The 24,345-nt window shown below is 45.0% G+C and carries 16 protein-coding genes; 10 read left to right on the top strand and 6 right to left on the bottom strand.

The features are described 5' to 3' along the window. Window positions 1–62: 62 nt before the first annotated feature. The gene (locus tag NI468_RS04025) at window positions 63–3,554 is read right to left on the bottom strand and encodes a hybrid sensor histidine kinase/response regulator (RefSeq protein WP_253100097.1); all 3,492 of its coding nucleotides are present in this window, start codon (window positions 3,552–3,554) and stop codon (window positions 63–65) included. A gap of 183 nt (window positions 3,555–3,737) precedes the next feature. Here NI468_RS04025 and NI468_RS04020 point away from each other — a divergent pair, with 183 nt between their 5' ends. The 4 genes from NI468_RS04020 to NI468_RS04005 all read left to right on the top strand — a co-directional run bounded on the left by NI468_RS04020 (window position 3,738) and on the right by NI468_RS04005 (window position 8,882). Then, a complete protein-coding gene (locus tag NI468_RS04020; protein WP_004281374.1) occupies window positions 3,738–4,070 on the top strand; it encodes a DUF485 domain-containing protein in 333 nt (110 codons plus the stop codon). Window position 4,071: 1 nt separating this feature from the next. Beyond that, on the top strand, window positions 4,072–5,778 hold the full coding sequence (locus NI468_RS04015; RefSeq protein WP_253100094.1) for a cation acetate symporter: 1,707 nt from the start codon (window positions 4,072–4,074) through the stop codon (window positions 5,776–5,778). A gap of 244 nt (window positions 5,779–6,022) precedes the next feature. After that, entirely contained in the window at window positions 6,023–6,739 is a 717-nt protein-coding gene (locus NI468_RS04010) for an ion channel (RefSeq protein ID WP_005105364.1), read from the top strand. A gap of 172 nt (window positions 6,740–6,911) precedes the next feature. Then, the gene (locus tag NI468_RS04005) at window positions 6,912–8,882 is read left to right on the top strand and encodes a BCCT family transporter (protein ID WP_253100091.1); all 1,971 of its coding nucleotides are present in this window, start codon (window positions 6,912–6,914) and stop codon (window positions 8,880–8,882) included. Window positions 8,883–8,950: 68 nt separating this feature from the next. Here the strand turns inward: NI468_RS04005 and omp33-36 are convergent, their stop codons facing one another. Next, the gene (gene omp33-36, locus NI468_RS04000; protein ID WP_224217009.1) at window positions 8,951–9,826 is read right to left on the bottom strand and encodes a porin Omp33-36; all 876 of its coding nucleotides are present in this window, start codon (window positions 9,824–9,826) and stop codon (window positions 8,951–8,953) included. Window positions 9,827–10,954: 1,128 nt separating this feature from the next. Here omp33-36 and NI468_RS03995 point away from each other — a divergent pair. After that, entirely contained in the window at window positions 10,955–12,661 is a 1,707-nt protein-coding gene (locus NI468_RS03995; protein WP_253100088.1) for a GGDEF domain-containing protein, read from the top strand. 122 nt (window positions 12,662–12,783) lie between these two features. Here NI468_RS03995 and NI468_RS03990 read toward each other — a convergent pair whose 3' ends face one another. The 4 genes from NI468_RS03990 to tenA all read right to left on the bottom strand — a co-directional run bounded on the left by NI468_RS03990 (window position 12,784) and on the right by tenA (window position 18,068). Next, window positions 12,784–13,635, bottom strand: a complete 852-nt coding sequence (locus NI468_RS03990; RefSeq protein ID WP_253100085.1) for an AbiJ-NTD4 domain-containing protein — start codon at window positions 13,633–13,635, stop codon at window positions 12,784–12,786. 158 nt (window positions 13,636–13,793) lie between these two features. Continuing rightward, a complete protein-coding gene (gene uvrA, locus NI468_RS03985; protein ID WP_253100081.1) occupies window positions 13,794–16,625 on the bottom strand; it encodes an excinuclease ABC subunit UvrA in 2,832 nt (943 codons plus the stop codon). A 181-nt stretch (window positions 16,626–16,806) separates the two neighbouring features. Further along, on the bottom strand, window positions 16,807–17,175 hold the full coding sequence (locus NI468_RS03980; RefSeq protein ID WP_253100078.1) for a hypothetical protein: 369 nt from the start codon (window positions 17,173–17,175) through the stop codon (window positions 16,807–16,809). A gap of 221 nt (window positions 17,176–17,396) precedes the next feature. Next, window positions 17,397–18,068: a thiaminase II gene (gene tenA, locus NI468_RS03975; protein WP_180180825.1), complete on the bottom strand. Its 672-nt coding sequence runs from the start codon at window positions 18,066–18,068 to the stop codon at window positions 17,397–17,399. Window positions 18,069–18,290: 222 nt separating this feature from the next. On the opposite strand from tenA, the gene NI468_RS03970 reads away from it, so the two are divergent. The 5 genes from NI468_RS03970 (at window position 18,291) to NI468_RS03950 (ending at window position 24,344) form a co-directional block, all read left to right on the top strand. Further along, the gene (locus NI468_RS03970) at window positions 18,291–19,379 is read left to right on the top strand and encodes a DUF475 domain-containing protein (RefSeq protein WP_253100075.1); all 1,089 of its coding nucleotides are present in this window, start codon (window positions 18,291–18,293) and stop codon (window positions 19,377–19,379) included. A 153-nt stretch (window positions 19,380–19,532) separates the two neighbouring features. Beyond that, the gene (locus NI468_RS03965) at window positions 19,533–20,897 is read left to right on the top strand and encodes an MFS transporter (protein ID WP_253100074.1); all 1,365 of its coding nucleotides are present in this window, start codon (window positions 19,533–19,535) and stop codon (window positions 20,895–20,897) included. Between the two features lie 51 nt (window positions 20,898–20,948). Then, window positions 20,949–21,536, top strand: a complete 588-nt coding sequence (gene ssb, locus NI468_RS03960; RefSeq protein ID WP_004281391.1) for a single-stranded DNA-binding protein — start codon at window positions 20,949–20,951, stop codon at window positions 21,534–21,536. A 315-nt stretch (window positions 21,537–21,851) separates the two neighbouring features. Continuing rightward, on the top strand, window positions 21,852–22,415 hold the full coding sequence (ahpC, locus tag NI468_RS03955) for an alkyl hydroperoxide reductase subunit C (RefSeq protein WP_004278673.1): 564 nt from the start codon (window positions 21,852–21,854) through the stop codon (window positions 22,413–22,415). 621 nt (window positions 22,416–23,036) lie between these two features. Continuing rightward, window positions 23,037–24,344, top strand: a complete 1,308-nt coding sequence (locus NI468_RS03950) for an FAD-dependent oxidoreductase (RefSeq protein ID WP_253100071.1) — start codon at window positions 23,037–23,039, stop codon at window positions 24,342–24,344. Window position 24,345: the final 1 nt, after the last annotated feature.

The following is a 24,345-nucleotide window of genomic DNA, read 5'->3' as shown; positions in this document are numbered from 1 at the left end:
GTTGAGTATAAAAAATGCCCATTTCAGGGTGTGAAATGGGCATTGATCAGATCGTTATCTACTTAGGAGTCGGAAATTTTCAGTCCAGATAACCATGAACGTAATGAGGCCGGTTTTAGCGGTTTTTTCAGCAGAACAATGTTTAGCTCTTTTAGACGTTGCGGCAATTCCGGATCGGAATCGGCGGTAATCAATGCGACCGGAATATCCTTCGAACGATGTTCCAGAATGAAATCCAGACCGATCTTGTCCTGATTCAGATGTTGATCCACCAGCCAGACCTGAATATTTTCCTGCTGAATCAGCATGGCTGCTTGTTCAGGTTCAGTGGCTTTAAACACCTGATAACCCCATTTGGTCAATAAGGTCGACATGCCTTCCAGAATGGTTTCATCATTATCCAGACATAGAATCTTAAAGGCTTTGCTCTTTAAAGGTACGGCCTGAACCGGTGCTGCGACCACTTTCGGTGCTTCGATCACAGGCACTTCAATCATAAAGCAGGAACCTTTACCCAGCGCAGAAGACACATGTACCGGATAGTCCAGCATGCTGGTCATGCGTTGTACGATCGCCAAACCTAGGCCCAGACCCTGTTCACCCCAAGGCGAGGTGTGGCCGCAACGTTCAAATTCCTGAAACAGTTTGATGCGCTGTTCTTCGGCAATGCCCGGGCCAGTATCCCAGACGCCAATACGGATATGATTCGGTCTGCTGCTCGAACGTAATACACCGACCACCACTTTACCTCTGGCAGTATAACGCAACGCATTGCTGACAAAGTTCTGGATAATGCGGCGAATCCATTGTGGATCGGTATCAATCCAGAACTGTGCATCATGCACACTGAACTTGATACCACGCTGTGCAGCGATGGATTTGAACTGGAGTTCCAGATCGCTGAGCAGGTCATGCAGCGGATAAGCCTGACGTTTCGGCTGAATGGTGCCGCCTTCCAGTCGGGCAATATCCAGCAGGGCAGACAACATGCTTTCTGCACCATGCAAAGCACGATCCAGTTGTTGTAAGGTCTTGCGGTCTTCATCATTCTGCACGCTTTGTTCGAGTGCGGTACTGAACAGGCGCGCGGCATGCATTGGCTGCAACAGGTCATGACTGGCGGCTGCAATGAAGCGGCTTTTTGACATATTGGCCTTATCGGCCTGTTCACGCGCCAGTTGCTGCTCGGACAATGCATCGGCCAGCTGCTGGGTACGGTCCTGAACGCGGGCTTCAAGCACGGCTTCATTTTCACGGAAGGCAGTAATATCGGCGAAAGTGGTAACGAACCCGCCGCCTTCGATCGGATTGCCGCGCATCTGAATGACGCGGCCATCTTTACGAATCCGTTCAAATTCATGGGCACTGCCGACCTGCATCCAGTGAATCCGTTTCCGTACATGTTCTTCAACCGAGCCAGGGCCACATTCACCACGTTCAGCGTTATAACGGATCAGGTCTGCGATTGGACAACCGACATAGACAATATCGGTCGGATAATCGAACAGTTTCAGATACTGATTGTTCCATGCGACCAGACACATGTTTTCATCGACTACGCTGACCCCTTGGGTCATGTGATCAATCATGGTCATGATCAGGTTCTGATTAAAGCGTTGCCATTGCGAGGCCTGATCGAGAATATTGGCGACCTGACCCAAGGCCAGGCCATTGTTGACCATGGCTGTGGTGAGCAGGGTACGTGCTGAAGCTGCCCCGATAGTCCCCGCCAGATACTGTTCAGTGAAACGCCACCACATGCCATTGGCACTGCTGTTTTCATTCAGTTCAACACTGTTTTGGGTACAAAACTGCTGGAAAGCGCGTGTGGTTGGGCCTTCGCCGGTAATGCGTTTGGCCAGGGTAATCAGGTCACCAACTTTTAAACGGGCGACATCCTGATGCGAATAGCTGACCTCGGTAGAAGGACTCTGCGAGGGTAGTGGCTTGGTTTCATAATAGAAGAAACTTTCGGCCTGAATCTGTTCGGCAATACTCGGACGGAAAATACGGGAAATCCAGATATACAGCAGGGTATTTAAGCCCAGTGCCCAGACTACTCCATGCGTCAGCGGATCAAAAGACTCAAAACCAATCAGGGCTTCCGGTCTTAACCAGTTCCAGCCACAAGGACCTTGATTCAGCAAGCTTTGGCTAAAGCTGCTATAGGCTTCGGGTAGGCTGCGCAAAATGGTCGGAAACAGCAGGGTATAAGCCCACAAGGCAAAACCGGTCAACAGTCCGGCATAGACACCCTGTTTACTGCCGCCACGCCAGTACAGGCCGCCGATCAGGGCAGGGGCGAATTGTGCCACCGCACTAAATGCCAGCAGACCAAAAACCGAGAGCTGGTCAATATCATTAAAGAAGTTGAAGAACAGGAAGCCCATCAACATCACGCCCAGAATACAGACCCTGCGGGTAAATTTCAGTACCAGCGGCAAGCGTTTGTCATGCCGGGAAATCAGCTTTAAGCGCCACAACGCCGGCATGATCAGGTCATTACTGAGCATGATTGACAGTGCCACGGAAGACACCAGCAGCATCCCGGTAGAGGCAGAGAAACCACCCAAGAAGGCTAATAAAGTGAGCCAGTCCTGATTATAGCTGAGTGGCAAAGAGAGTACCGCCACATCCGGAATGGCCAGGTATTGTGGTGCAGCATGTAGCGCCCAGCTGGCAATGGGAATAATCGCCAGGGTAGTCAGAATCAAATAGACCGCAAACCAGCGCCGCGCACCGCGGATATGTTTTTCATCGCGCAGCTCAACCACCGCTACATGGAACTGGCGCGGCAGGCAGATAATGGCCAGTGCCGCCAGCAAGGTCTGAATCCAGAAACTTTGTGGTACGCCAAACAGTTGCACATCATGAAAAGTGGTACTGATATCGCTACTGATCTGTGCCAGATTTTCTGGTGCTTCAAACATAAAGAAACAGGCAACTGCCAACAGGGCAAAAAGTTTAACAAAAGACTCAAATGCCACGGCCAGCATCAACCCGCCATGCTGTTCAGTATTGGCAATCTGCCGGGTACCAAACATCATCGCCAGTATCGCCAGAACCCCAGTCAGAAACAGCACGCCATTGGTCGTGCCGGTTACACCTGCGGAAGGTTCCAGGATGACGGCGGCACTTAAGGCAATCGCACGTAACTGCAAGGCCAGATAAGGCACAATCGCTACCACCGCCAGAATGGTTACCAGCGAGGCGAGGGGACCACTTTTACCATAGCGTGCTGCGACAAAGTCAGCGATCGAAGAAATGGCATGATGCTGTCTCACCCGTCCCAGACGGCGCCAGATGTCATAGCCGACAGCAACAAAGAGTAGCGGACCCAGATAGATCGGCAGGAAAATAATCCCTTCACGTACCGCAGCACCCGTGGCGCCGTAAAAGGTCCAGGAGGAGCAGTACACTCCTAAAGTTAAACTAAACAATAGCATACGCCCACGGGTACTCAGCCGGCTGGCATGTTTTTCCCCGTAGAAAGCGCAGATAAAGAGTAATGCGATATAGAGGGCGAGTACCCCTATGATGAGCCAACTGTTCATATAGCCTGATGTGTACTGAGCATGCCGCTATGATAACGCATCGTGAACGCTACAGTTTAAATTGATCATTTTTTAACGACCAAAGTCTAAATTACAAGCACCTACGATTATTGTTAACTTGCAACAGTGATAATTCGAATTAAAAAATAGGCAGCCCAAGGTTGGGCTACAGGAGTAGTAATTATGGATGAGGTACAAGTAGATCGTATTCTACAAAATCCAAAATTCAAGGAAATGGTCCGCAAGAAAAGTATGCTCAGCTGGACGTTGACCGGCATTATGCTATTTGTCTATGTGGGTTTCATGTTGCTGGTTGGTTACAACAAAGAATTTCTATTGTCTTCAATTTCAGGTGGTGTGACTACGTGGGGTATTCCACTCGGTCTGGGTATCATTGTCCTGTCGTTTATCTTGTGTGGTGTGTATTCCTACATTGCCAATAACAAACTTGATCAATTGACTGAAGAAGCAATCCGTGAAGTCGAAGCGATTGCTCATGAAAAAGGACACCACTAAGATGAAATGGAATTCTCTTATTGCTCTTGCTGCAACTGCAATGGCCTCAGGTATGGCTTTCGCTGGTCCTGATCTGGGTGCAGCAGAACAGCAGGCGACCAACTGGCACGCGATTATCATGTTTGTGATTTTCGTCGGTGCAACACTGTTCATTACCAAATGGGCAGCGAAACAAACCACCAGCACCACAGATTTCTATACGGCCGGTGGCGGTATTTCTGGTTTCCAGAATGGCCTGGCGATTGCCGGTGACTATATGTCAGCAGCATCATTCCTGGGTATTTCCGCGATGGTGTTCCTGTCAGGCTTTGATGGCTTGCTGTATTCACTGGGCTTTATGGTCGGTTGGCCGATCGTATTGTTCCTGGTGGCAGAACGTCTGCGTAACTTGGGTAAATACAACCTGTCAGACGTAGTGTCTTTCCGTCTACAGGAAAAACCGGTACGTACCTTGGCTGCTTTAAGTTCACTGGTTGTGGTCGCGTTCTATCTGATTGCACAGATGGTGGGTGCAGGTCAGCTGATCAAACTTCTATTCGGTCTGAACTATAACATTGCAGTCGTGATCGTTGGCTTGTTGATGATGGCCTACGTGATGTTCGGCGGTATGTTGGCAACCACTTGGGTACAGATCATCAAGGCGGTGATGTTGCTGTCTGGTGCAACCTTTATGGCATTCATGGTTATGAAAGGTGTGGGCTTCAGCTTTACCAACATGTTTGAACAGGCGATTGGTGTCTACTCAAAAGTGCATGACTTGAGCCTGGCAGATGCGACCAAGATCATGGGTCCGGGTAGTCTGGCGTCTAATCCGATTGATGCGATTTCTTTAGGTCTGGCATTGATGTTTGGTACCGCAGGTCTGCCACATATCCTGATGCGTTTCTTCACGGTAAAAGATGCCAAAGAAGCGCGTAAATCAGTCGTAGTTGCTACAGGTTTTATTGGTTATTTCTACCTATTAACCTTCATCATTGGTTTCGGTGCGATTCTATATGTATCGAACAACCCGCAATTCCTTGATGTTGCGAAAATGGCTGTGACTGGCAAGCTGGAGCTGGTGGGTGGTAATAACATGGCGGCGGTGCACCTGTCTGATGCAGTGGGCGGCGACCTGTTCATGGGCTTCATTTCTGCAGTTGCATTTGCCACGATTCTTGCAGTCGTTGCTGGTTTGACCCTGTCAGGTGCTTCAGCAATTTCGCATGACTTGTATGCCAACGTGTTGAAGAAAGGCCAAACCACGCCTGAATCTGAACTACGTATGTCTAAAATTGCGACTTTAGGTCTTGCGATCTTCGCGATGATTCTCGGGATTCTGTTCGAGAAACAAAACGTAGCCTTCATGGTCGGTCTGGCATTCTCGGTTGCGGCATGTGCCAACTTCCCGGTACTAGTATTGTCTATGTTCTGGAAAGGTTTGACGACACGTGGTGCAGTTATTGGTGGTGTTGCCGGTCTGGTAACCGCAGTAACCTTGATTGTGCTGTCTAAAGCAGTATGGGTCGATACTTTGGGTATTTCTGATACGCCAGTGAACCCGTTCAATGGTCCTGCAATCTTCGCGATGCCATTGTCATTCTTGTGCTGCTGGTTGTTCTCTGTGACGGATAATTCGGCACAGGCTCAGGCAGAACGCAAAGCCTTTGATGCGCAGTTTGTACGCTCACAAACCGGTATTGGTATCTCAGGCGCATCGGATCACTAAGATCTGCGCTACGCTAAAAAAGCCCCGTCAGGGGCTTTTTTATGGAGATATCATCAAGTTTTTTCTTTAGGATAAATGCCGTATTGCATTGAGCTGGCTGGATTTGTGCAGTGTTATTTCAGTAATTTTCATACAAATCGTATATCTGCAAGTGGCTTTGAGCATGCTATGTTAAAAGCTGTTAACAATAACAATGTATTCCCTACATGAAGATAGTAACAAGAATAGCAACAAGAAGGGCATTATGAAGCAATCTCTGCAGCAGTTCTGGAACAGCTTTACCCATTTGCCTTCGGCATGGCTGTTGTGCCTGCAATTGCTGATCTTGCTCTTGTCGGTATTGAGTTATGGAAGCATGTCTTATCGGGCGGGAACCTGGGTACTGGGTGTTCTGGTTTTGCTGGTGATTGCCAGAGTCATTCGCCAGACTCCGATGTTTACCATTTTAGGACTCAGCTTTGTCGCCGGCGCAATTCTCTTTTCCTCCCTGATTGTGCTGGGACTGCGTTATACCTGGATCCATGTCACCGCCCACCTGTTTGAAGCTGGTGCTTATTTTAGTGCAGCCTATGGCCTACTGCGTTATATGTTTCATGACCGTTATCTTACCAAGGATGAACTCTTTGCCGCTGGCGCAGTATTTACCTTGCTGGCCTGGGGCTTTGCCTTCCTCTACAGTATCTGTCAGCTGCTGGTGCCGTACAGCTTTTCAGACCCCGATCTGCAAGCCTATCAACCCTGGCTGGATCTGATTTTTCTTAGTTTCAGTGTGCAATCTGCAACAGGACTGTCTGATATCATGCCGGTCAGTCCGGTCGCACGGATGCTAGCCATTATCCAGATGTTTGTCGGGGTGATGTATCTGGCGCTGATTGTATCCCGCTTAATTGCCTTGCAATATATCGCACGTCTACCGCATAAAAAGAACGTGAAAAATAGAGAAAACCCGCCTGGGCAATGAGACTCATCCTTTTATTGTATTTGTTACAGTAACTTAACGGCTTTATTTTGTGTCACATCCTAAAATAGCAGGAGATCTAGCTCCCATAGACTGAATCTGTCTGATCATTTTGACCTTACCAATAATTATTTGACGCTGTTTGTCGATCCAATTTTTAAAAAATGGAGGATGTATGCCTTCCACAAAACCATCCTGTTTTGCCAATATCAATCCAAATGTTTTTATCAGTACTGTCGCCATTATTGCGATATTTTTAGCGTTGGTCGTATTTGCACCCGATGCTTTTTCAGTTTTTACCCAGCAACTGAACCAGTGGATTACCACGTCCTTTAGCTGGTTCTATGTATTGTCGGTGGCGATATTTATCATCCTTCTGGCTTATATTGCCCTGTCGGATATGGGCAAAATCAAACTGGGGCCCGAGCATAGTCAACCGAAATATAGCAGTGCCTCCTGGTTTGCGATGTTATTCACCGCAGGCATGGGGATTGGCCTGATGTTCTTTGGTGTGGCCGAACCGGTGATGCATTATGTTACGCCACCTGCCGGTGAACCGGAAACTGTACTGGCTGCACAACAATCTATGCGGGTCACCTTTTTCCACTGGGGCTTACATGCCTGGGCCATTTATACGCTGGTTGGCCTATCGCTAGCTTATTTTGCTTACCGGCATCAATTGCCTTTAAAAATCCGTTCGGCCTTATATCCGCTGATTGGTCAAAAGATCTATGGTCCGATTGGAGATGGCGTAGATACCTTTGCCACCATTGGTACGGTATTTGGTGTGGCCACCACACTGGGTTTTGGGGTCACACAGATCAATTCAGGCTTGAATTACCTGTTTGGTGTTGAACAGGCACCTAGCACTCAGGTGATTCTGATCATTGTCGTGAGTACCATGGCAGCGACTTCCGTATTTTTTGGATTAGATAAAGGAATTAAACGTTTATCTGAACTAAATTTGGTGCTTGCACTGCTGTTGCTGATCTTTGTCTTTGTGGCAGGTCCGAGTATTTATCTGTTACAGACGACTATTCAGAATGCCGGCCAGTATGTCTCTAATCTGTTTAGCATGACCTTTAATCTGTATGCCTATCAGCCAAGTGGCTGGATTGGCGGCTGGACCATCATGTACTGGGCCTGGTGGATTTCCTGGTCGCCATTTGTCGGGATGTTCATTGCCCGGGTCTCGGAAGGGCGCAGTATTCGTGAATTTATCGTGGGTGTATTGCTGATTCCGACCGGATTTACCCTGATCTGGATGGGTTTTATGGGCAATGCCGCGCTGTATAGCATTATGCATGAAGCCAATACCAGCTTGCTAGAAGCAGTTCAGCGTGATTCATCTGTGGCTCTATTCGAATTTTTAGCTAATCTGCCTTTTAGCTCAGTAACCAGTATCATTGCGACTTTACTAGTGATGCTGTTCTTTGTGACTTCTGCCGATTCAGGGGCATTGGTGACTGATTATCTGACAGCAAAAAGTGAAAATTCACCGACCTGGCAGCGTCTATTCTGGACCGTGCTCATGGCTTTGTTAGCCATCATCCTCTTGCTGGCGGGTGGCTTAGAAGCCTTGCAATCGGCCACGATCATGAGCGCCTTGCCATTTACCTTCATTATGCTGCTGATGTGCTGGGGATTAATCAAAGCCTTACATCTGGATGTTACCAAAATGCATGCGCTGCAAGCCGCACGGATTACCCCGCGTGCGATCCAGAATCCGCGCAGCTGGCAACAGCGATTAGGCCTGATTATGCATTATCCGCACACTCAGGAAGAGGTGCAGCAGTATATTCACAATACAGTGAATAAGGCATTTCTCAGCTTTCAAAGTGAATTGAAACGGCGCCGATTACACGTGGTGATTAGCCCGCTAGAAGACGGTATACAGCTCCGTGTTGATCATCAGGATGAAATTAATTTTATCTATCAGGTCAATGCCACCCAGACTTTAAGTCCAAGCTTTATGTCTGAACTGGAGAATGCGAGCGTAGATTCCTATCAGGCAGAAGTCTTTTTAAGAGAAGGTGGGCAGGGTTATGATGTGATGGAGTGGACGCAAGAAGATCTATTGCAGGACATCATTGACCAATATGAACGTCATTTGCACTTCTTAAGTCTGGTACGTACACCTGAGTAAACGAAGTCATAAAACAATAAAAAAGGACGCAATATGCGTCCTTTTTTGATTCAGAATCTAATCAGAAATTAGAAACGGAATTTGGCATTTACACCAATCGTTTGTGTATCCAGTGCTTGGCCTTCAGCATTTGCATTTACATAAGATGCGCCAACTGCAACAGCAGGAGTGATGAAGTAGTTTACGTTCGCGCCCCAAGCTTTGTCTGGAGAACCAGCAAAGCTAGATTCCATATAAGATGCGCCAACGCTTAACTGTGGGTTAAGGAAAAGAGTTGTACCTAAGTTGTAGGCAGTATCTTCACCATAAACCAGGCCACTTTCAAAACCGATTGACATGTTGGTTCCGTCAATCGCGCCTACATATTTAGTGCGGGCAGTGATTGCGTCTTGGTCTTCATTGATTGTGCCAGATTCAAGAGCAGCTTTAGCAACACCGTTGTTAAACATGTTGAAAGCATCATAAGAAGTTTGGTCAGCAACGCTGGTATAACCCACAGCAACCAAGAAGTTAGGGATTAGTAATGCACCTAGTTCTAATGCATAACGGTCACCATTGCCGTCTACGTCGCCCGCTTTGTTATCCGCGATGGTATGGCTATAAGAAGCGCTTGCATAAGCAGGAACAACGTTAGTCGGGATATACGCTTCACCTTTTACACCGAAAGTATGGTGCACAGTGCGATCACCAAATTCTTGTCCGTCTTCGCCGTATGTATAAGCAGCAGAAACATTAGATGCTTGGTTTAAAAAAGCAGCTTCAGCTAAAGGACCTTTAGAAGCATCAACATTGTTGAAGTAGTAAGTACCTTGAACTGCACCAGTGAAGTCTTGTTCATTTGCAGTGTTGTCGATGAACTCTGATTGACCTTGAACTTCAAATTGATATGCTTGAGCACCGGTCATGGCTAATAATAAAGCAGTGGCTAAACCGAGTTTTTTCATGATATTTACCGTTTTGTTACAAGATGTGTACAACTTTTGAACATATTGTATTGTAACAATTTACTAAGTCAATCCAATTCGAAATCGCTATTTTTTTAAGCTAAATCATTGTATTAATTTTGTGTAAAATTTAAGTATTAGGCTCCGAAGCTATTTTATATAAAAACTCTTGTATAACAAAAATCTAGACTTTAAATATAGAATCGGGACTAAAGATTAAGGAGAAATTATGTTGTTATTTTAATCAATTAATACGATTAATTATAATATATTTATCTATTAAAATAATTAATAATGGGTGAGTTAATTCATAAATGTGTCAAGAAGTGCAAAATGTCTGGCGCATCAGGTCTTTGATTGGATTGCTTGATTTTAAAGCATCATCAGCTTGGATCTTAGAATAGGTGTCTGTTTTTTGAGCTAAATGGGCATGTTTTATAATCTTGACTGGAGCAATCGGCTTTACATTTTGAGGGGAATTTTACATAATATGAAAATCAAGTTAGAGTTCACACTTTTATAGTGATTTAGCCTGATTCTCCACAATTTTTTGTTTTATCGCCCAGCTTTCCCCAAGGTTGGGCTTTTTTTTGTCCAGTATTTTTTATTTCGGATCATTCCGTTTCTGAAAAACCTTTAATTAAAAAGATCATAAGAAGAAATATTATAATAATTTTAAGCACCAAAATAGTGCATATTAAAAAGTAAAAATGTAGGTCTAAAATTCAATAGCTAAAAAAAACCCCAATTTTCATAGAAAATCGGGGTTTTTTCGCCAAAATTTGCGGGTAAACTAAAATATCTGCTGAGGAATAATTTAACTCGCCCTAATGCGGTGCATTATGCACCTATTTGTTGCAGGTGTAAATAGTGCAGAAAGCAAGTTTTTATATTTTTTAGCTGCTTAAATTCCCTTGCTTTTGTAAGACTTTATAGGGAATTGTGGTTATGAAACCCTGCATTAAAGTTTCAAATGAACTAACTTAAGTATCTGAAAATAATAGATGATAAAAATTCATTAAAAACATAAGTGAAGTAAGACTAAAGGCTTTAAGACCATCCTGTTTTATTTGTATAATAATCAATCTATTTAGCTTTGCTTGTCATATTGGGGCGTAATACAACAGCATGAATACCTTACGCTCTGAGTGGATCAGTAAACGTTTGTACTGGTCGATGTCGATTATTATTTTATGTTTACTTTGTATCTGTATTCCCTTAATTGTGAGTAGCAGTCAAAGTTATTTAAAATCCAGACAAACCTATCAACAATTGAATGCATTGCAGCAGGTCGCTGACCTGGCAAATAAAATTTCGCGTGAGCGTGCGCCTGCCAATAAGGCCATGTCCAGTTCGGTGCAGGAATTTGCCCAGCATCAGCAAGAGTTAATCAGCTACCGTCAACAGGTGGATCGGCAGCTCTCCCAGACGGCTGATGTCTTGACGGAGGTCGGTTTTAACAACCTGAGTCAGCAACTTTCACAGCTTGAGAATAGTTTGAAAAAAGGGCGTGCACAGGTTGATGCCTATACCCGGATGCCACGTCAGCAACGTAGTGCACAAGAACTTGATCAGGCGATTCTGGCGATGTTTGCTGCCTGGGAAAGTTGCCGTGAACTTTTGCGTGACGTGGCGGTGGCTTCAGATAGCTCATCGACCCCTCTGAATAACTATATTAGCCAGATTCTATTTTTATCTGATTTACGTGATCAGGCCGGTCGTGTGGCCTCGTCTATCATGGCGCATGTGACTTTTGAAGCTCCGCTTCCCACTGAAAATATTACCCGCTCTTTACAGACCCAACATCAGGTGCGTTATTTGTGGGCCTTGATTGATACCATTCAACCTGTTAAAGATAAGACTGAGGAATTCATTCGTTTACATCGACGGGTAGAAACCGAGTTTATTCAGCAAGGCTTATCGATTGTGAGTGAGCTGATCAGTGACAGTCTGGAGCAACGTGACTACCGTTTGAGCGGAACAGAGCTGACTGAAGCGATCGTAGATAAATTTGCGACTGTGGTAGACCTGCAAACTTACCTGCTGCAATATAGCAGAGATGCTGCTATTCAAGAGATGAACAGCAATATGCAGCGTTTGATCTGGAGCGTGTTGGTATCGCTGATTTCATTGCTGACCGCGATTTCAACCATGATTTTTGCACGTAAACAGGTTTTTCTGCCGCTAATTCAGGCACGCCGCATGTTGTTGAGTTTGTCTAAAAACTTGGGTCGTCAGAAAATTGATATGCGGCTGCGTGAAGTGAATCATTCTGATTCTTTATTCGCTGCCATTCAGAAATTGCAACAGATGTTGCAAGAACGTGATGCGCTAGAGTTCCGTTTAAAGAATATTGCCCATTCCGATTCTTTGACCGGATTATCCAACCGTTTCGCGCTAGAAGAATATATTCGTTTTATGGAAAATCAGCCGGGTCAATTGAGCCAAACCTGTTTGATGATTATTGATATTGATCATTTTAAACAGGTGAATGATCAATATGGGCATATTATTGGCGATCAGGTGATTCAGCTGGTGGCCGAGCGTTTAAAGGCCAATGTCCGTGCTACAAATTTGCTGGTACGTTATGGGGGGGATGAATTTCTGGTGCTGATTGAAAATATCCAGATGCAGCAGGCATTGATTGTGGCCGATAACATTCGGGCTGAAGTGGCTGAGCGTCATATTGTGACTGCAGCAGGAGACGAGATTCAGATTTCGGTCAGTATTGGGGTTGCCATTGGTGCCTTGTCCTGGATGGCTTTATTGTCAAATGCAGATGATGCTTTGTTTGCAGCAAAGGCCAAAGGACGTAATGCGGTGGCAGAGGTTTAGTTCAAAAGACTGTTTTCTCTACTTTTGAACTGCACAAAAGTAGCAAAATGCATTTGTTCGACTGATGCTAAGTCCCTTTAGCACAGTCGAACGGGCGACATCCATGTCGCCAGTCATGTGATCTAATTTGGATGATCTCTGGTTTTGTCGATCAGATAGTTAATAAAATTTGTGCAGGCAACAAGCATAAATTTTGCATCGATATAAGAAAGATTTGATTCGTCTAACATTGCATGGCGAATACCATCTGCATCGGATGTATAACCATATAAAGATTTAATACTGGCTTTTAATGCAGGATGTATTGGATATTGTTTTTCAATTTGACCAATTGCATCACCTAAAGTTACTTTGTCCTTCTTTAATATTTTTTGACACATACCTTCTAATGCCGAAACAGATTCTTTAATTGAATTTCGATAGTCAGGCTTTTGACGATCTGACATCAGTTTTAAAGCTTGATTTAAATGTTGTTGAACACCTAAATATTGATTTGTATTTTCTAAAGCAGTTTCGATGGATTGAATTTCTTGTTCAGATGTAATTTCAATAACATGCTCATTAATTATTCTATAAGCGCTGTTTTCTCGTTCTAAAACATTGTTTAGATCATCTATAAATTTGAAGTTAGGCGATACATACCATGTTGGATAATATTCTATTGTATTTTCAATAAAATCATAAGTTTCATACCATTTGAAATTGAAAAAATATTTTCTAATTTGTTGTAATGCTTCTTCAAATTCTTCTGGTATAAGGTCTAAAGGTAATTGAAAGAAGGTTGACCAATACGATTTTATAAGCTTACCGAGATGTGAGTCTAAAGTGCAAAAAGACTCTTGATTGCTGAAAGCTCTCTCCCATAAACATTCATGCAATACATTCCAAAGACTAACTCTTAGACGTTCATCCATACTTTCTTTTTGAATAATACTACGAATAGGCTTATATCCATTCCGTTCCGAAAACCGCATATTTTTCCTAAATAAAAAAACGGTGAATGATTCACCGTTTTATCATACTTATTGGGTGGATAAAATCTCCCCTAACCCTAAGTCCTATATGACGCCAGATAAAGAGAAAAGCCCCCTCCTTTTTCAAAGGAGGGTTGGGGAGGATTTAAAAAATTAAATCACTTCAACAACGGCTTCAAGAATTTACCCGTATGTGAAGCTTTGACTTTCACGACCTGTTCAGGCGTACCTTCCGCGACAATCATACCGCCACCCGAACCACCTTCAGGACCTAAGTCCACCACCCAGTCAGCAGTTTTAATCACATCCAAATTATGCTCAATCACCACGATGGTATTGCCCTTGTTACGGAGCTGATGCAGGATATCCAGCAGTTTGGCAATATCATGGAAATGCAGACCTGTAGTCGGTTCATCCAGAATATACAGGGTTTGACCGGTATCGCGTTTGGCCAGCTCACGCGCCAGTTTGACCCGCTGTGCTTCACCACCAGAAAGAGTGGTCGCAGACTGACCCAGACGTATATAGCCCAAACCGACCTGATGTAATGTTTCCAGACGACGGTGAATCACCGGAATCGCATCGAAGAAATGCATGGCATCTTCAACGGTCATCTGCAAGACATCGGAAATATTCTTGCCCTTATAGTTTACTTCCAGCGTTTCACGATTATAGCGTTTGCCATGACAGGCATCACATGGCACATACATATCCGGTAGGAAGTGCATCGCTACCTTGATCATGCCGTCACCTTCACAGGCTTCACAGCGGCCACCTTTCACGTTAAACGAGAAACGACCGGCAGCATAACCGCGTGCCTTGGCTTCTTGCGTCTGTGAAAACAGTTCACGAATCGGGGTAAATAGGCCGGTATAAGTCGCCGGATTGGAACGTGGGGTACGTCCAATCGGACTCTGGTCAATATCCACCACTTTGTCGAGGAACTGTAAACCATCAATCGATTCAAACTTCTCCGAAGTTAAAGTGGTGGAACCATTGAGCTGGGTCGCCGCCAAAGGTAACAAAGTCCGGTTAATCAAGGTCGATTTACCTGAACCGGACACCCCGGTAACACAGGTCATAATACCTAAAGGAATGGTCAGATCGACTTTTTTCAGGTTATGCCCGGATGCTCCCATTAGCTTGATCTGTTCTTTAGGCTTAGGCGGTTGAATCCGTTTTTTCGGCACTTCAATTTTTAATTTTCCGGATAAATATTTTCCGGTCAGCGAGTCCGGATTGGCCAGAATTTCATCATACGTTCCTTCGGCAATCACATGCCCACCATGCACACCGGCACCCGGACCGATATCAATAATATGATCGGCGGCACGAATCGCATCTTCATCATGCTCGACCACCAGCACGGTATTGCCCAGATCACGCAGACGGATCAGGGTTTGCAGCAGACGGTCGTTATCACGCTGATGCAGACCAATTGACGGCTCATCCAGCACATACATGACGCCCATCAAACCGGCACCGATCTGTGAGGCCAGACGGATTCGCTGCGCTTCACCACCAGATAAAGTTTCGGCAGAACGGGACAGGCTGAGATAATTCAGGCCGACCGAAACCAGAAAGTGCAGACGTTCACGGATTTCCTTGAAAATCTTGTCGGCAATTTCTCCACGGGCACCTTCCAGATGAATGTCTTGATAATAGCTTTCAGCATCGCCAATCGACATACGGGTAATATCGGCAATGGTCTTGTCCAGAATTTTCACATTACGCGAAATTTCATTCAGACGTGAACCATCACAGGCATCACAGGCAGCATTGGATAAATACTGCGCCAGATCATCACGGACATAATTACTTTCAGTTTCACGATAACGGCGTTCCAGATGCGGCAAAATTCCTTCAAAAGGAATGACCCGATTATGACGTCGGCCACGTTCATCGATATAACTTAGATCAATTTTTTCTTTGCCAGTGCCGTACAGAAATTTTTTCTTGGTGTCAGCATCCAGTTCATTCCATGGAGTTTCCAGAGAAAAACCAAAATGCTCGGCGACTTTCTGGATCATGCTGTAATAGTAAGGACGCTGACGGTCCCAGCCACGAATCGCGCCTTGACTGACACTGACTTCAGGATTGGGAATCAGTTTGTCGGCACTGAAATGGCTGCGGGTCCCCAGACCATCACAGACCGGACAGGCGCCAAAAGGGTTGTTGAACGAAAATAAACGCGGTTCCAGTTCAGCCACCGCGCGGTCACATTGCGGGCAGGAGTGCTTGGCTGAAAATACGCGATCGTTATGCTCGCCCTTCATCCAGGATAAAATCGCAATATCACCACCAAGACGCAGCGCCGTTTCAAAACTTTCGGCAATACGGTTGCCCAGATCATCACGCACTTTAAAACGATCGACTACCACTTCAATGGTATGTTTTTTCTTTTTGTCCAGTTCTGGTGGCGGATCAATTTCCATGATCTCGCCATCGACGCGGGCGCGGACAAAACCCTGACTCTGTAGCTGTTCAAACAGCGCCGTGTATTCACCTTTACGCTCACGCACAACCGGTGCTAACAATAACAGTGCAGTGCCTTCTTCCAGTGCTTTAACGGCATCGACCATTTCAGTGACCGTTTGTGCCACCATCGGCAAGTCATGTTCAGGACAGAACGGTGTACCGACACGCGCATACAGTAGACGTAAATAGTCATAAATTTCGGTAATGGTTCCTACGGTAGAGCGTGGGTTATGACTGGTCGATTTCTGCTCGATGGCGATGGCTGGACTCAAGCCCTCAATCGAATCGACTTCTGGCTTTTCCATCTGGGAAAGGAACTGGCGGGCATAGGCAGACAGCGATTCCACATAACGGCGCTGACCTTCGGCATATAAGGTGTCAAAGGCAAGCGAGGACTTACCTGAACCAGACAGTCCCGTAATCACCACAAACTTGTCGCGTGGTATATCAAGGTTCACATTTTTCAGGTTATGGGTACGTGCGCCTCGAATACGGATGTGGCTTTGGCTCATGCAAGGATCCTAGAATATTCATCAAAAACCCTTATATGATACCGAATGAAAAATGTTCAAGTGCAAATAAAAGTATTTTAAACGTCAAGTTATGTCGGTGATTGGTCAATTCATCACAACATTAAGAAACACAACAGCAGATCATTTAAATATTCACAATCATCATGTACAAGGTAAATACTTAACAAGCCGCTGCATAACGGCGTTCAAAGATAGACTCAATCTCTTCAAAACAGCGGTCACGTAGCACATCATGATGCAGACGTGCATAAAAATTGACTTCATTTTCCAGAATGTGCAGAAAGTCCTCATAGTCTTTTCGGAAAAAATCCAGGTCGAGCAAATCGTTACGGCATGCCTGATGACAGCGATACTTTTCAATAAATTTCAGCAGATGTTTCTGGATATGCGTGTTGGTATGGTAAATCAGATAAGTGGCTGCCGAGCTACAATCTAGACAGCCTTGTTCCAGATAGATTTCTTCATTGTTGAACCAGCAACATTGCAGGGTAAAAAATGCCCGAATCGCTTCGGTGCCTAAAGTGTCCATATTGTCTGCCTCTTTCCGGGATTGAATTTATTAATTGATAATTATTCTCAATTATTGTGCGGCAATTTTGGGCTTATAGCTAGGTCTAGCGTAGTGGCCCGTTCTATCCTTGTTTTTTCAGACTAAGCCGTTTTTATGATCGGTTTATGACAGTAGAAATTTTTTGATCAGCTATAACCAAAAAGCCCTATCTTAAACAGGGCTTTTTTTATTCGTCCGTCTTATTCATCCAGACCAGGCCACTGGCGTTGCTCAAAGGCACTGTCCCAGAACAACCATTCCAGACGGGCCGCATGCGTATAAGCTGCATGCATTTTTTCTAGTGTATCGGCATCAACACGCGCCGCAACACGGTCAACGGTCGCAATCACATTCCGCACCGCAGTGTGGAATTCCTCTCCTGAATAGGTATCCACCCAGGCTTGATACGGATTATTCGGCGCAGAGTTGTCGACAATATCTTTACCAACTTCGGCATAAATCCAGAAACAAGGCAGCAACGAGGCTAGCACCACCGGGTAGCTTTCTGACCAGGCGGTCGAAGTCAGATAAGAAGTATAGTGATGACATGCCAGCGTCAACGGTGTCTGCTCAAATTGCTCTTTGCTAATGCCAAAATCTTGCATAAAGCCATCATGCAGGCTACGTTCCACCACAATCGCAATTTTGGCTGCCTCGGCAAACTGGATTACATCGTCCGCTTCAAAAGCTTTAGCGGCACACACGGCCAGTGCACGGCCATAGGCCAGTAAATAATGCGCATCCTGAATCACATAATGACTAAAGGCTTCACGGCTTAAAGTACCTTGTGCCAGTTGCTGATTAAAGGGCAGGGCCAGGGTCTTCTGATAAAGTGTGAGATTACGTTGCCATACCTCTTGTGAAAAACTCATGCTGAAAATCCTTCGCAGTTCAAGTTAAACCATGCGGCACTATAGCAAAGATCGGGCTGTTTAAAAGATCGGCAAATTTTAAAAACAGAAAATAAGATAAAACGGCTCAGGAAGTGCTTTGGTTTATGCGCTAAAAGTTTCATAATTAGCTTAACTTTTCCTATTCGTATTGCTGCTCTTTCGCAGCCATACATTTATTTAATTTATCCAAGGTCGTTGTGTATGTTGAAACATTTTGGTTTCTCGATTGCATTTTCGATCGTGTGTCTTGGTTTGTCTGCGTATTGGGGTTATACCCATGGTCCTGACGCAGGCCTGCAAACCATGCTCACAGCGCTAACCATCACCGCTATTTTAGCGATTATGGAAGTGTCGTTGTCCTTTGATAACGCGGTTGTTAATGCCTCAGTCCTACGGGGTTGGGATCATTTTTGGAAAATGCTGTTCCTGACAGTCGGTATTCTGATTGCAGTTTTCGGGATGCGTTTGATCTTCCCAGTGGTCATTGTTGCAGTGACTGCAGACCTGGGCTTTATGGAAGTGGTACGTCTGGCCCTGAATGATCCGAAAGAATATTCAGCACGTTTAATGGCACATCATCCTGAGATTGCTGCTTTTGGTGGTGCTTTCCTGTTGATGGTATTCCTGAACTTCTTCCTGGATGAAGAAAAGGATACCCACTGGTTCAGACGAGTAGAACGCCGTTTATCCAACCTGGCCAGTGTTCCGGCGATGTCGGTCTTTATTGCACTGGTGGCCTTGTTAATCATGGCAGCCAATGTCGGTGAAGCCAAGCGTCTGGTCGTGACCATGGCCGGAATCTGGGGTATTGTGATTTATATCGGGGTGCAGGTGCTGAGTCATATGCTCGGTGGTGAACCTGAAGTGGATGAAAATGGCAATGCAGTTCGTCATGATGAAAATGGCGTACCGACGGGTGTAGTGAAAGCCGGTATTGGTGGTTTCCTCTATCTAGAAGTCCTGGATGCCTCTTTCAGTTTTGATGGCGTGATCGGTGCCTTTGCGATTACCTCAGACGTGGTCATCATCATGCTGGGTCTGGCAATTGGTGCGATCTTTGTCCGTTCAATGACGATTTATCTGGTTGAGCAGGGCACATTGGATGCCTATATCTACCTGGAACATGGTGCGCATTATGCCATCGGTGCACTGGCTTTCATTATGATTGCCAGCGGAACCGGTCTGCATGTACCAGAAGTGGTGACCGGTCTGATCGGTGTGGCTTTTATTGTCTGGGCAGTATTCGCCTCGATTCAGTACAAGAAACGTCAGGCAGCTTTAGACAAATAAAGCACTGTCCCTGAATGAAAGCGTAGCTCCGGCTGCGCTTTTTTTGTTTTTAGATTGGCATCATCTTTATTTCAAGTAAAATTCATGTCTTATTAATGAGCTGAATGTCCTATAATCTGGGCTCCAGATTAATTAACCCAATCGCCATAATTTATGATGAATGCTTTAGAACGTCGTTCAACCTTTGCCCTGAGCAGTATTTTTGCACTGCGCATGCTGGGGTTGTTTATGATTATCCCGGTGTTTTCTGTGGCAGGGCAGGCATATCAATATGCGACGCCTGCACTGATCGGTTTGGCGGTCGGGGTCTATGGTCTGACCCAGGCCCTGTTACAGATTCCATTCAGCCTGATTGCGGACCGTTATAGCCGTAAGCCACTGGTGGTTTTGGGGCTGCTCTTATTTGCGCTGGGCGGTGCGATTGCGGCCATGTCGGACACCATTTATGGCGTGATTATTGGCCGAGCGATCGCCGGTGGTGGTGCAGTATCTGCTGTGGTGATGGCGCTGCTGGCAGATGTCACCCGTGAAGAAAACCGCATGAAAGCCATGGCAATGATGGGCATGAGTATCGGCCTGTCTTTTGTGGTGGCCTTTAGTCTTGGGCCTTGGCTAACGGGTCTGGTGGGCATCTCGGGATTATTCTGGGTGACTACGGTGATGGGCCTGGCGGCGATTGCCATGCTGTTGATGGTGCCTAAGGTCACGCGGCATCATCAAAACTTTCAGCAAGGCTATCTGGCACAGTTGAAACAGGTAATCAAAATCGGAGATCTGAATCGTCTGCATGTGTCGGTTTTTACCCTGCATTTATTGCTCACCGCGATGTTTATCTATGTACCTTCGCAGCTGATCGAATTTGCTGATCTGCCACTGTCCAGTCATGGCTGGGTATATTTGCCGCTGTTGGTGCTGAGCCTGTTTTTTGCTTTTCCAAGTATTATCCTGGCAGAAAAATACCACAAAATGCGCGCGATTTTTCTGGTGGCCATTACTGGCATTATTCTGGGCCTAATGGTGATGGCATTTGGTTTTGAATCCAAATATGTCTTGCTGATTGGTCTAGGGCTGTTCTTTATTGCTTTTAATGTGATGGAAGCCTTGTTGCCGTCCTGGTTGTCGAAAGCGGCACCGATCCAGTCCAAAGCCACCGCAATGGGCATAAATGCCAGCAGCCAGTTTTTAGGGGCGTTCTTTGGCGGTATGATTGGCGGACAATTATTACTGCTGAACAATACCTCGATGGGCTGGAGTATCCTGACAGGGATTGCGATAATCTGGCTGCTGATGAGTTTTGGGCTGGCACAGCCACGCTATCTGTCATCGCTGGTGTTGCGTTTGCCGGAAAGCAGACAAACTGACGAATGGACTTCTCAGCTTTTGGCGATTCGTGGTATTGAAGAGGTCGTGGTGATGTCTGAACAGCAAGTTGCCTATGTAAAAGTCGATAAACAGCAGATTGATGATGCTTCGCGACAACAATTAACGCACTTGTTGGGTAAAGAGGTAGCCATTTAAGCATAACTCTTATAAAGTAAAATACAGAAATATATAGGAAGTAAACGGCAAATGCGTGGTGTAAATAAAGTTATTTTAGTGGGTACTTTGGGTAAAGATCCGGAAACCAAAACTTTTGCAAATGGTGGCTCTCTCACTCAATTCTCGATCGCAACCAGCGATTCGTGGACAGATAAAAGTACCGGTGAACGTAAAGAACAAACGGAATGGCACCGTATCGTGTTGCATAACCGTTTAGGTGAAATTGCACAGCAATATCTTCGTAAAGGCTCAAAAGTATATATTGAAGGTTCATTACGTACCCGTCAGTGGACTGACCAGAATGGTCAGGAGCGCTATACGACGGAAATTCGTGGTGAACAAATGCAGATGTTAGACTCTAGCCGTCCTCAAAATGATCAGGGCGAGAGCAGCTTTAACCAGCCACGCTTTAATAACAATAATCAGGCGAACAACAACCAGGGTGGTTATGGCAATAACCCGCAATCAGGTTATGGTTCAGCACCACAGCAAGGCGGTTTTAACAACAACCAGGGCGGCGGTTATGGCAACAATAACCCGAGTGGTTTTGCGCCAAAATCTGCACCTGCTCCAACAGCAGCACCTGCAGCAGATCTAGATGATGACTTACCATTTTGAGATGTAGGTCAAAAAGGTAAATCATCATTAAAACCCACCTGAATACGGTGGGTTTTTTATGTCTTGAAGATTGGTATTAAGTTTGTATAAGCCCATGATTTATTAAAATATTAAGAAGTGTTAAAGCATGGCGTTATTTTGATCAGAACAGCTCTACATCGAGAAAATAAATAAGATGAACAATACTGATAGAAATTTATGATCTAAAAAAGCGATCATTTTTATAAAAACTTGCGGTTTTACCTATTTTGAAATTTTTCGTATTCTAGCTTCACAAGATAAGCAATCCCAGAAATAAGCCAGAGGAAATATCTCATGAGTTTAATCAATACTGAAATCAAACCATTCAATGCAACTGCTTACCACAATGGTCAGTTCATCGAAGTTTCTGAGCAAGACCTGAAAGGTAAATGGTCAGTGGTGTTTTTCTATCCTGCAGATTTCACCTTTGTTTGTCCAACTGAATTAGGCGATCTTGCTGATCAGTATGCTGAATTCCAGAAAATGGGTGTAGAAATCTATGGCGTGTCTACCGATACTCATTTCACCCATAAAGCTTGGCATGATACTTCTGACGTGATTGGTAAAATCCAGTATCCATTGATTGGTGATCCAACCTGGACTTTGTCTAAAAACTTTGAAGTACTGATTGAAGCAGAAGGTCTGGCAGATCGGGGTACTTTCGTGATTGATCCAGAAGGTAAAATCCAGATTATTGAAATCAACGCGGGTGGTATCGGCCGTGATGCACAAGAGCTTCTTCGTAAAGTGAAAGCTGCACAATATGTACATGCGCACCCAGGTGAAGTTTGTCCGGCAAAATGGAAAGAAGGTGAAGCAACGCTAGCGCCGTCAATCGACCTGGTGGGTAAAATCTAATTCAAACCTACTTCTTTGAAGCAAAAAATCCAGCACAAGTTGCTGGATTTTTTATTTTTTTAGTTTAGAGATTTATGAATTCTAGACAAAAACATCATGCCATTTGATTTCTATTTGAGAACAAAATGAGAATTGAGGAATTGCACTCTATGCTTTTTAAGCGGCTTATGCGAGGCAATCAAGTAAGCGCAATACCCTGCTGCATGATTGACTAGGCCTGAAAACAAAGAAGCCTCTGCTTTCGCAGAGGCTTTTATTTTATAAGGCGCTGTAGTTTCTTGTCGTTTTAAACAATTTTCGCATAAACGCATCTGAATGGAACCGGATGAATTTATGGTTTTCTTATGCTGCGAATCATAGGTATTTAAAAAGTATTTGTCAACCAAGGATTATAAAAATGGTTAATTAAATTATTTGTTTTTAAAGCGAATTTTCAAGTTTTTAGATAAAAATATGAATAAAATCTTAGATTTGATGGAATTTTAACTAAGGCAGAAAAATGAATAAAAAGCAGGTGAAATTGAACAAAAAGGCCTTTACGAAAAACATATATTCTGGAAGATTTTAATAACCTGTTTGATTGGCGCATGGTACATAATTTCTGTAGTTTTTCAATGACGGATGATCAGTTTGGATATCGCAGTAATTGGTAGTGGCATGGCCGGACTGGCTACAGCCAGAATTCTCCAGGACGCAGGGCATCACATCACGATTTTTGAAGCACTTCCAGGTCGCGGCATGGACAGTCATAGCCTTGAATTTGAAGGGGGCCTGATTGACGCACCTTTACGTGTGATGAATCCCTATCTGTGGAAAAACACCCTGAGTCTGGCCACGCATCTGGGCATTAAAACTTATCCGGTGCGGACCTATATGGCCTGCAGCTGGTTATTTGAAGATAAAACTGAAACCTGGCTGACCACATCGCGCAGCCGAATTGGCAATATCCCGATTATCAATAACCGTAAAGGCCTGCAGCAGTATGGCTGGCGTCTGGTCAAAGGCCTGTTGCAGTTAAAAGTTGCATTGACCAAATTCTTTAAATCGAAAAATCAGGACATCAGCCTGGCAGAATTTATCAACCGCAACGAGATTGAAGAAGTATTCTGGCATGGTGCGGTGATGCCGGTGCTATATACCATCTGTACCTGCAATCCGAAAACCATTGGTGAATGGCCAGCTAAACCGTTGTTAATTTTCCTGCGTCAATTGACCGATGGTGATGCTTTACTGCGTTTGCAAGGCGGTACACCGGCGCTTGTCGACAAGCTGATTGAAGGCATTCATATTGAAGACGGTTCAGCAATTACACTGGTACAAGAGCAGGGCGATCAGGTCAAAGTTGAAAATGCGGCCGGTTATTCAAAACTGTTTGACCGGGTGATTGTCGCGACACCGACCACCAAAATTGAGGAGTTCCTGGATCCAGAACAGTTTGCCAGTGAAATTGAATTATTGAAGAAATTCAAATTCGAACAGGGTGAACTGGTCATCCATACCGATGCCAGCGTGATGCCGCCAAAGCGTAAAGACTGGGCTGTACTCAGCTATATGATGGACCGTAAATTTACTCGTCAGCAATTTACCGTGTGGCTCAACTCGATTGAACCTTCTTTGGTTGGCAAATCAGCCGTATTTCAGACCTGGCGTCCGGTAACCGACATTGATCCGAAGAAAGTGATCAAATCGGTCATGCTGACGCGTGCAGTTGTCGATGCCAATACCGTGGCACTGAATAAAGAATTGCAGCAACGTCATCTGGAGGCCAATCGTAAAGTCTTCTTCTGCGGTTCATGGTCATGTGACGGTTTGCCAATTCTGGAATCAGCAGTGACCTCAGCGATGAAGATTGCAGAAATCTTTGGTGCGCCTTTACCATTTCAGGGTTTAAAACCTGTGGTCGAGGTTGCTCCGCAACTGGGTTATTAAT

This window comes from Acinetobacter lwoffii (assembly GCF_024129355.1).
Lineage (GTDB): Bacteria > Pseudomonadota > Gammaproteobacteria > Pseudomonadales > Moraxellaceae > Acinetobacter > Acinetobacter lwoffii_I.
The sequence above is the reverse complement of the archived record's forward strand: the minus strand, read 5'-3'. Positions and strand labels throughout refer to the sequence as shown.